The 8,163-nt window shown below is 53.7% G+C and carries 8 protein-coding genes, 1 tRNA gene and 1 pseudogene; 5 read left to right on the forward strand and 5 right to left on the reverse strand.

The window, feature by feature from the left end; translation table 11 throughout:
• Positions 1 to 47: 47 nt before the first annotated feature.
• Together ribD and ACTHSL_RS11805 are read left to right on the forward strand one after the other, a co-directional pair.
• Positions 48 to 1,133: a bifunctional diaminohydroxyphosphoribosylaminopyrimidine deaminase/5-amino-6-(5-phosphoribosylamino)uracil reductase RibD gene (gene ribD / locus ACTHSL_RS11800; protein ID WP_440381556.1), complete on the forward strand. Its 1,086-nt coding sequence runs from the start codon at positions 48 to 50 to the stop codon at positions 1,131 to 1,133.
• A 168-nt stretch (positions 1,134 to 1,301) separates the two neighbouring features.
• A complete protein-coding gene (locus tag ACTHSL_RS11805) occupies positions 1,302 to 1,934 on the forward strand; it encodes a hypothetical protein (RefSeq protein ID WP_440381553.1) in 633 nt (210 codons plus the stop codon).
• Between the two features lie 119 nt (positions 1,935 to 2,053).
• On the opposite strand, the gene ACTHSL_RS11810 is transcribed toward ACTHSL_RS11805, so the two are convergent.
• From ACTHSL_RS11810 to ACTHSL_RS11825, 4 genes are all read right to left on the reverse strand, one after another.
• A complete protein-coding gene (locus ACTHSL_RS11810) occupies positions 2,054 to 3,871 on the reverse strand; it encodes a pentapeptide repeat-containing protein (protein ID WP_440381554.1) in 1,818 nt (605 codons plus the stop codon).
• A 162-nt stretch (positions 3,872 to 4,033) separates the two neighbouring features.
• Positions 4,034 to 4,558 (reverse strand): lipopolysaccharide transport periplasmic protein LptA, encoded by a 525-nt coding sequence (gene lptA / locus ACTHSL_RS11815; RefSeq protein ID WP_041961268.1) that lies wholly within the window; start codon positions 4,556 to 4,558, stop codon positions 4,034 to 4,036.
• Complete coding sequence (gene lptC / locus ACTHSL_RS11820; RefSeq protein ID WP_440381555.1) at positions 4,536 to 5,120, reverse strand: LPS export ABC transporter periplasmic protein LptC; 585 nt, start codon at positions 5,118 to 5,120, stop codon at positions 4,536 to 4,538. The genes lptA and lptC overlap by 23 nt, the downstream gene beginning before the upstream one ends.
• Entirely contained in the window at positions 5,117 to 5,653 is a 537-nt protein-coding gene (locus ACTHSL_RS11825; protein ID WP_049249406.1) for a KdsC family phosphatase, read from the reverse strand. The genes lptC and ACTHSL_RS11825 overlap by 4 nt, the downstream gene beginning before the upstream one ends.
• Before the next feature lie 156 nt (positions 5,654 to 5,809).
• Between ACTHSL_RS11825 and ACTHSL_RS11830 the strand changes: the two genes are divergently transcribed.
• From ACTHSL_RS11830 to ACTHSL_RS11840, 3 genes are all read left to right on the forward strand, one after another.
• Positions 5,810 to 6,376 (forward strand): NADPH-dependent FMN reductase, encoded by a 567-nt coding sequence (locus ACTHSL_RS11830; RefSeq protein WP_049252524.1) that lies wholly within the window; start codon positions 5,810 to 5,812, stop codon positions 6,374 to 6,376.
• Positions 6,377 to 6,549: 173 nt separating this feature from the next.
• Positions 6,550 to 6,625: transfer RNA gene (locus ACTHSL_RS11835), tRNA-Phe, on the forward strand.
• A gap of 201 nt (positions 6,626 to 6,826) precedes the next feature.
• Positions 6,827 to 7,006: an Arm DNA-binding domain-containing protein gene (locus tag ACTHSL_RS11840; RefSeq protein ID WP_440381557.1), complete on the forward strand. Its 180-nt coding sequence runs from the start codon at positions 6,827 to 6,829 to the stop codon at positions 7,004 to 7,006.
• Positions 7,007 to 7,080: 74 nt separating this feature from the next.
• Here the strand turns inward: ACTHSL_RS11840 and pgaB are convergent.
• Positions 7,081 to 7,950 (reverse strand): annotated as a pseudogene (gene pgaB / locus ACTHSL_RS11845) (poly-beta-1,6-N-acetyl-D-glucosamine N-deacetylase PgaB); the annotation flags it as partial.
• Positions 7,951 to 8,163 lie beyond the last annotated feature (213 nt).

Genomic DNA, 8,163 nt, shown 5'->3' on the forward strand with positions numbered 1-8,163 from the left:
CCCCCACCGCACCCTCCACCCCCGTTTTCAGCGACACCGACCGCGACATGATGCGCCGCGCCCTGACCCTCGCCGCCGAAGGCCGCTTCTCCACCTCCCCCAACCCGCGCGTCGGCTGCATCATCGCACACGGCGGCCAAATCGTCGGCCAAGGCTTCCACCTCAAAGCGGGCGGCCCCCATGCCGAAGTCCACGCCCTGCGCCAGGCGGGCGAAAACGCGCGCGGCGCGACCGCCTACGTTACCCTCGAACCATGCAGCCACTACGGCCGCACCCCGCCCTGCGCCGAAGCCCTGATACAGGCGGGCGTATCGCGCGTCGTCGCCGCCATCGCCGACCCCAACCCGCAAGTGGCGGGCAAAGGCCTGTCCATGCTCTCTGCCGCCGGCATCCGAACCGAAAGCGGCCTGCTCGAAACCGAAGCGCGCGAACTCAACCGCGGCTTCCTGTCGCGCATCGAACGCGGCCGCCCCTTCGTCCGCCTCAAATGCGCCGCCTCCCTCGACGGCAAAACCGCCCTTTCAGACGGCCTCAGCCAATGGATTACCGGCGAAGCCGCCCGACACGACGTACAAATCCTGCGCGCCGAAAGCTGCGCCGTCCTCACCGGCATCGGCACCGTACTGGCCGACGACCCCCAACTCAACGTCCGCGCCTTCCCCACCCTGCGCCACCCCCTCCGCATCGTCCTCGACAGCCGCCTGCGCCTGCCGCCGACGGCCAAACTGCTGGCCGACCCCGAATCGCCCGTCCTGCTCCTGACCGCCGTCCCGCCCGAAAAATACCCCGCCGCCCTCGCAGCCGTCTCGCATCTCGACATCCTGAGCGTCCCCGCCGCCGACGGCCGCATCAGCCTGCCCGCCGCCCTAACCCTGCTGGCGGAACGCGGCATCGGCGAACTCCTGGTCGAAGCAGGCGCAACGCTGTGCGGCGCATTCCTGCAATCAGGCTTGGCGGACGAAATCGTCCTCTACCAAGCGGGCAAAATCCTCGGTGGCAACGCCCGCAGCCTGTTCGACCTGCCCGAAAACCCCGCCGCCCTGCAACAACCCGCATCATGGCAAACCCGTTCCGTAACAATCCTCGACGGCGGCGACATCAAACAAGTGCTGCGCAAAAAAGAGGCCGTCTGAAAACGGATTTTGCACCTTTCAGACGGCCTTTTGCCCCATAAACAACCATACACATCACAAGCACACAGGCGGCTGAAGCGGCTTCCCCTCAACCGCCGCCCCCAACCCCGAACAACCCGCCCGACAAAATGCTGCACGCCGCTTGCAAGCCGCCCCAAGGAGCCGCCCATGAACTTCGCCAACCTCCACCAAAACTTCATCCTCCTCTCCCCGCTCACCCTCAACCAACACCTCGACAACCACGGCTTCTGGCCCGCATTCATCGCCGAAACCACCCCCCTCGCCCGCAACATCAAAGGCACGCCCCGCATCAACGCCGGCCAATTTGACGGCGGCAAGGCAATCAAACACGGCCGCCTGTCGTGGCGCGACGAAACCCTGCAAAAACTCGCCGACAACTACCACCGCAGCACCCGGCCGGACACCTTCCATTTCGACTTCTTCTCCGCCGAATTCCCCTCCCCCGCCGCCTGCGCCAAACAAAACACTACCCCCGCCCTGACCCTGAAGCTGACCGGCATCTACGGCTTCAGCCACAGCGGCCTGCTGCTCAGCTTCCGCCAAGACCATTTCGACGAACTGGGCGAAACCGCCGTAAACGCATCCCTCAACCGCCTCACCGCCCTGCTGCAAACCACCCTGCGGCTAAAAAAACAACGGCAATACGCCTACCCCTGCAACGGCGGCACCCACGGCGCATGGACAAACTGCATCATGGACTTATCCCCCGCCGATGCCGCCGAACCGAACAGCGGAGGCTGGACAATCAACGAAGAATTTGCCGACTGGGAAAAGTTTTAAACATCAGCCGATAAAAACAAATCAACCGCAAACCTTATCCGCCATAACGGTCTGCGAATGGAAGAGGCCGTCTGAAAAAACGTTTCAGACGGCCTTTAAGCAACCCAAGGCGCGGTCAGCTAAGGTATGATTTGATTCCTCGATTTATCATAAATACATACCCCTGTTTCACCATGAAATTTTTGCATGGTGGTCATTCTTTCACCCTCTGTCAATGCTTCCCATTCGGGATCGGTTTCTGCTTTCCATTCGGGATAAATTTTGTCTTTAAAATCCTCTTCGGTAATTTTAGAACCAGTAAAACCGCCATCATTTACTTGTTCTAGTTGCTCCCACCCAAAAAGGTCACATATCCTTAAATCAGCATTTTGCAGGTTGGCAAACAATAATTTGGCATTTTGCAGGTTGGCTCTCAACAAATCAGCATTTTGCAGGTTGGCTCCCGACAAATTGGCATTTTGCAGGTTGGCAAACAATAATTTGGCATTTTGCAGGTTGGCTCTCGACAAATCAGCATTTTGCAGGTTGGCAAACAATAATTTGGCATTTTGCAGGTTGGCTCTCGACAAATCAGCATTTTGCAGCTTGGCCATCGATAAATAGGCCTTTTGCAGGTTGGCTTTCGACAAATTGGCATTTTGCAGCTTGGCCATCGATAAATAGGCCTTTTGCAGTTTGGCTTCCGACAAATCAGCATTTTGCAGTTTGGCTTCCGACAAATCGGCATATTGCAGATTCACACCATCCAATTGACTTTCTTCAAAATGAACTTCTTTTAGATGGGCTCCCCGAAAATCAACCCCGCTCAAATTCAAACCCGACCAATTCCTGGCCTTTTCATCAACCCCGCTCAAATGAAAATTTATCCCGGCCAGGCAAAGATTCGGCAGCATTTCAGGAAAATCGCGCAGATTCAGTTGCGTATTTTTCTGATCCAAGCTGAGCAGCACATGGGTTAAAGCCACACCCATAGGGCTTTCTGCCTTCAGCCTTAATTCCTCAATAATTGCTTTTCGCTTACTGGGTAAGTTTGCCGTTTCCCATTTCTTCAAGCTGTCCTGCTGCATTGCCTGCCAGGCGGATTTCAACAGATTGAATGCCGGCATGCGGAAACTTTCGCCATAATCGCCCCTGAAAAACGGCAGCAGGTTATAGACGGCGGAAATCTGCAAGGCAACCGCTCCCTCACGCTTGCCAAAAGTATCGAAACCCTCGGCATGCGGTTTTTTGCTGTACTCTTCCGTTTTCTCCGTTGTACGCTCGATAAGCTGAAATTCCCCATCAGTTTCGCCCTTGTCTTTTAAACCTTCCTTTTGCGTGGTTTTATCAATCGTTTTGATTTCCGGCAAATGTGCACCGCTCACCCATTCGGACAGTTTTTGAAATTCCTTCAGATTGATGTCTTTCCGTTGGTTTTCGATTTGCTGCCTGTTGTTTTCGTCGCGGAAATGCCAGATGACGAAGGCGACAGGAGCGGAAACGACCAAAATAATAAAATTCCAAAGCCCGGCGGATTTTTCCATCAGCTCCGGGAAACAAATTTGAAAAAAGATAAACAAAATGACGAAAATAACAAGGGACACTATTCCTGAACAAAAAACTTTCCCTACATTATTGAATTTCATCCATTTTTCAGTCAATATTTTCTTTTTTAGAATTAGCTTTTCCCTTTTTTTGTCAGCGGTTTTTTCCCATCCAGCAATCAATTTTTTGCAAGAAGCAACTAAGTTCTCTCTTTCCATACTGCCCAACCTATCACAACAATCCAATAAACCATCAATGAAACAGCAAACCAAACACTGATTTACTCCCAAATGTAATCCGCATTTTCCATTGCTCATCCTTTCGTCAATCAGCCTCATCATTTTCCATGCCACTCCTGCCGGAGACAAGCCGCTGTCTGCATAAACCTCCGCGCCACAGGCAATGTGCGGCATATCCGCACAAATTTCGGTTTCCCCGAAACCGGTCGAAAGGCAATCCGCCGTTTCGGTATCTTCCTTTCAGACGGCCTTTCCCTTTCAGGCCGTCTGAAAAAACAAAAGCCGGGCATCGATACCCGGCTTTCATTGTGCTGCCCGCGCTGTTTTTCAGACGGCCTATTTCTTCCCGCCCGTGCTGCTCGGCTGAATCACGATATTGACCCGTTTGCCCGGCTTGCCGCCCGCCGCCTTGCTGCCGCTGACGGTATAGACTTCGGTGCGGGTATTGTAGGTGATGACCGCGCCCTCGGCTTTGTCGCCGCCGCGCGTTACTTTGGCGTTGCCGCTCAGTTTGACGACGTTGCTGGCCGAGGAGTATTCGACTTGGTTGGCCTCGCCGTTTACCGTTCCTTTGCCGCCGTCTAGCGTTTGGCCGAAGCGGACGGGGCTGCCGCTGGCTTTCATGGTCTGCTGGCCGTCCGCGCTGCGCACGACATTGACGCTGGCGGCACGGATATTAAGCGTGCCTTGTTTGATGACGACGTTGCCGCTGAAGGTGGTGGATTGGTTTTTCTGGTCCAATTCGCCTTGGTCGGCTTCGATTTCGATCGGCTGCTTGCGGTCGCTTTCCAGCGCGTGCGCCTGGAGGGAAACGGCCAGCAGGCCGCAGCACAGGCCTTTAAGAAGGATTTTTCGGGTCATAGATGGTTGCTTTCACTCGTGAGGGCAGCAGGAGCAGCCCTTGTTCTTCGTTATAACTGAAACCGCCCGCCGAGCCGTGCGACAGGCCGTAGCTGAATTGTACGGGGCGGTCGGAAACGGCGGTTTTCTTGACGGTATCGACGGTTATCCTTTCGGCGGTCAGCTTACCGGCCGGCCGGCCGTCGCCCGCCTCTTTGTGCAGTACGACCTGCTGTTCGAACAATGCCTGCCGAGTTTCGGTGTCGTAACGCGCCTCGTTGCCGTTTATTTGGTAGGTTTTCACGCCTTGGCGGTACATCTTCATTTCAGGCCGTCTGAAAACCACTTCCGTGCTTTTCGGCAACTGCCAGGCCGCCTCGGCATCCAATTGCTCCCGCAGCAGGCCTTCGCTGTCGAAACGCCGTCCGGCAATGCCCGACATCGAATATTGCGGCTCTTTCGGATTCAGTGCCACCTCTTCCACCGTGACCTCGCTGATGCGGTCGAGCCAGGCGGAAAGCCCGCCCAACACTGCGGCCAACACCAGCGGAAACAGCAAACCGTATCGCCACTTCTGCATCATTTTACATATTCTTCTAAAGCGGGAGCCAAAGTGCCCTGCGCCTGCATAATCAAATCGCACAGCTCGCGCACCGCGCCGCAGCCGGCATGGTTCAGGGTGATGTGGGCGGCATATTGTTTGACAAACCAATGCGCCTCGGGCACGGCCACCGGCAGGCCGCAGCGCACCATGACCGGCAAATCGACCACGTCGTCACCGATAAAGGCGCACTCGTCTTCCGCCACGCCCGCCAACCCGCGCAATTCGGCATAAGCCGCGCGTTTATCGTGTATCCCCTTGAAATAATGGTTGATACCGAGCTGTTGGACGCGCAGGCCGACAGACGGTGCGTCGCGGCCGGTGATAATCGCGGTCTGAACGCCGCTGTTTTGCAGCATCTTCAAACCATGCCCGTCCAGCGTGTGGAAAGATTTGATTTCCTCGCCGTTGTCGCGGATGAAAATCCGCCCGTCGGTCAGCACGCCGTCCACATCCATAATCAGCAGCCTGATTTTGGCGGCACGTGCCTGCAATTCGGAAGAAAGGGTTTGCATTATGATTCTTTCAGACGGCCTAAAAATAGTTATTTTAGCATTGAACGTACCCGCCGTCCGCCGATACCTTGACCTGACCATAAACAGATTTTACAATTATTCTCATTATGATTTAATATTCAAACCTCCGCACCGCAATCACGAAAGGAAACACTAATGAGCAAAAAAGTCAGCATCTTGGTCGGCAGCCTGCGCAAAGGCTCGTTCGCCCGCAAAGTGGCGCAAAACGTCATCCCGATGTTCCCGGAAGGCTATGAAGCCCGAATCGTCGAAATCGGCCACCTGCCGCTCTACAACTTCGACTACGACGACCCCGCCGAAACCGACTTCCCCACGCCCGAAAGCTACACCGCCTTTCGCGAAACCATCAAAGCTTCAGACGGCGTTTTGTTCGTTACCTCCGAAAACAACCGCACCGTGCCCGCCTGCCTGAAAAACGCAGTGGACATCGGCTCCAAACCCAACGCCGACGTCGCTTGGAAAAACACGCCTGCCGGCATCATCAGCCATTCCGTCGGCAAAATGGGCGGTTACAGCTCGCAGAAAAACCTGCGCCTAGCCTTGTCCTATTTCAATATGCCGCTGACCGGACAGCCCGAAGCCTTCCTCGGCAACTCACCCACCCTGTTTGACGACAACGGCAAACTCATCGAATCGGCACGCGGCTTCGTACAAGGCTACATCGACCAACTGGTCGCCCTGATTGAAAAAAATCCGAAATAAGGCAACGCCGGACGGCAGGCCGTCTGAAACATGCAGCCAAACAGGCAAACCGGTTTTCAGACGGCCTCTTTAAAATTTAATTTATATAAATATCAGCCTGATAAATCCGTCAGCTTAAATTCCGCTTGCTTAGATGTGCGTAACATGATTTAATGCGCGCTTCAAACAAATGTGGCCAGATAGCTCAGTCGGTAGAGCAACGGATTGAAAATCCGTGTGTCGGCAGTTCGATCCTGCCTCTGGCCACCACATCACACCGCCCTTTCGGCGGTTATTTTTTGTCTAATACCGTCTAACGCTGTAAACCAAACGCAATAAAAACAACATCATACGGCATTTCAGCCCCTATTTACCGTCCAATCCCGCCTATTCCTGTTTAATTGAATAAAGCGGCGGGCAGGGGTATATTTGGGGGTATCTCAAAATACCCCCGAAAACATACCCCCCCCAATGCCCCTAAACGACCGCCAAATCAGGAACGCCAAGCCGACCGAAGCAGGAAAGAAAGCCAAACTGCTTGACGGCGGCGGCCTGTATCTCGAAGTTACCCCCGCAGGCGGCAAAATCTTCCGCCTGAAATACCGCAGTAGGAAGCAAAGAAAAAGGGGCAGACGTAGATTAGACTCTTGATTAAATCTTGTCTTTTGTATAATTTCGCGGCGGTATTGTTCTTCACTGCGCTTTCCAGGTGCAATTTTGCCTTCATTGTCGGTAAGCAGGCCGTCATCATGAAAGATGATGCCGTTAAATCGGGCATGAAAGGCCAAGTCTTCATACAAATCTTCCAATAATTTCCGATTCTTTTCGTTATACGGGGAGAGTCGCAGATAATGGGCGGGATCGGGCATTTAGGTACGATAGTCGGTTACATATTCGTAACCTTTTCCTGCATTCACAGCCAACATCGGCATCCAGGCATAAACTTCGGTTTTCGTACGGCTCATTAGTTGCCATGAAACCTGGCTGAATAGGTCTGCACGCATGGGGATACGGCGGTTTGGGAAATAGACGGCATCCGCTGTGCCGTCGCCGTCAGGATCGGCAAATGCTTGAAGATAAACGGTGTTCACGCCCAATTTGCTGATGCGGTCAATCAATGCATCAATATTGCGGTTCATTTGTCGCTCATCTGTGTCATAGATGTAATCCAAATCGACATGGGCTATTTTTTGCGGTCTGTGACGTGGCAGTTGTTCTTGCAAATAGGCTTGCAGAAAAGCGGTATCACTGCCTTCATCTAACATTGCACGGCCTATATGGCCGTCTGAAAGACGGTTTAGCCGACGGTCGTAGAGTGAAAAACTACCGTCAAAACCTGTTTTGCGGGCGATGTTCACGGCCGTTTGGTTAAACTGCCCATACGGCCAAACGATAATCCTAGGCCTTACTCCGGTATGCCGCTCGATTTTGTCTGCGGACGTTTTCAAATCTGCTTCTATCCTGTGCCGATATTCTTCGGCTGTTTCGTAACGGCCGTTTCGGTAATATCCAGAAAGGGCGGCGGCAAATTCCGAACCCATAGGGTTTCCGGCCTGACCGCGATGCAGATTGTCGCTATGGGAAGCAATTTCCACCAGACCGCTTTGCTGCAAAGTTTTTATTTGCGGCCAACTTTAAAAGCGATTACGTGGTAACTTGGTCGTGCCATATGGGACATAATCTTTTTCATCCAGCCATGAAGTCACAACGGCCAATACTGCGGGATAACGGTATTAGACCTCTTGCGAAAATATTCATCCCATCGCATTAATCAGTCCTGCAATCAGATTTACCCTTAACCCGAACCG

The sequence above is a fragment of the Neisseria sp. P0008.S010 genome (assembly GCF_051962715.1).
Lineage (GTDB): Bacteria > Pseudomonadota > Gammaproteobacteria > Burkholderiales > Neisseriaceae > Neisseria > Neisseria elongata.

What these genes read in the sequence shown, in the direction of transcription:
- ribD (WP_440381556.1), top strand. Translation starts at nt 48, where the DNA reads ATGATGCGCCGCGCCCTGACCCTCGCCGCCGAAGGCCGCTTCTCCACC.
- ACTHSL_RS11805 (WP_440381553.1), top strand. Translation starts at nt 1,302, where the DNA reads ATGAACTTCGCCAACCTCCACCAAAACTTCATCCTCCTCTCCCCGCTC.
- ACTHSL_RS11810 (WP_440381554.1), bottom strand. Translation starts at nt 3,871, where the DNA reads ATGCCGCACATTGCCTGTGGCGCGGAGGTTTATGCAGACAGCGGCTTG.
- lptA (WP_041961268.1), bottom strand. Translation starts at nt 4,558, where the DNA reads ATGACCCGAAAAATCCTTCTTAAAGGCCTGTGCTGCGGCCTGCTGGCC.
- lptC (WP_440381555.1), bottom strand. Translation starts at nt 5,120, where the DNA reads ATGATGCAGAAGTGGCGATACGGTTTGCTGTTTCCGCTGGTGTTGGCC.
- ACTHSL_RS11825 (WP_049249406.1), bottom strand. Translation starts at nt 5,653, where the DNA reads ATGCAAACCCTTTCTTCCGAATTGCAGGCACGTGCCGCCAAAATCAGG.
- ACTHSL_RS11830 (WP_049252524.1), top strand. Translation starts at nt 5,810, where the DNA reads ATGAGCAAAAAAGTCAGCATCTTGGTCGGCAGCCTGCGCAAAGGCTCG.
- ACTHSL_RS11840 (WP_440381557.1), top strand. Translation starts at nt 6,827, where the DNA reads ATGCCCCTAAACGACCGCCAAATCAGGAACGCCAAGCCGACCGAAGCA.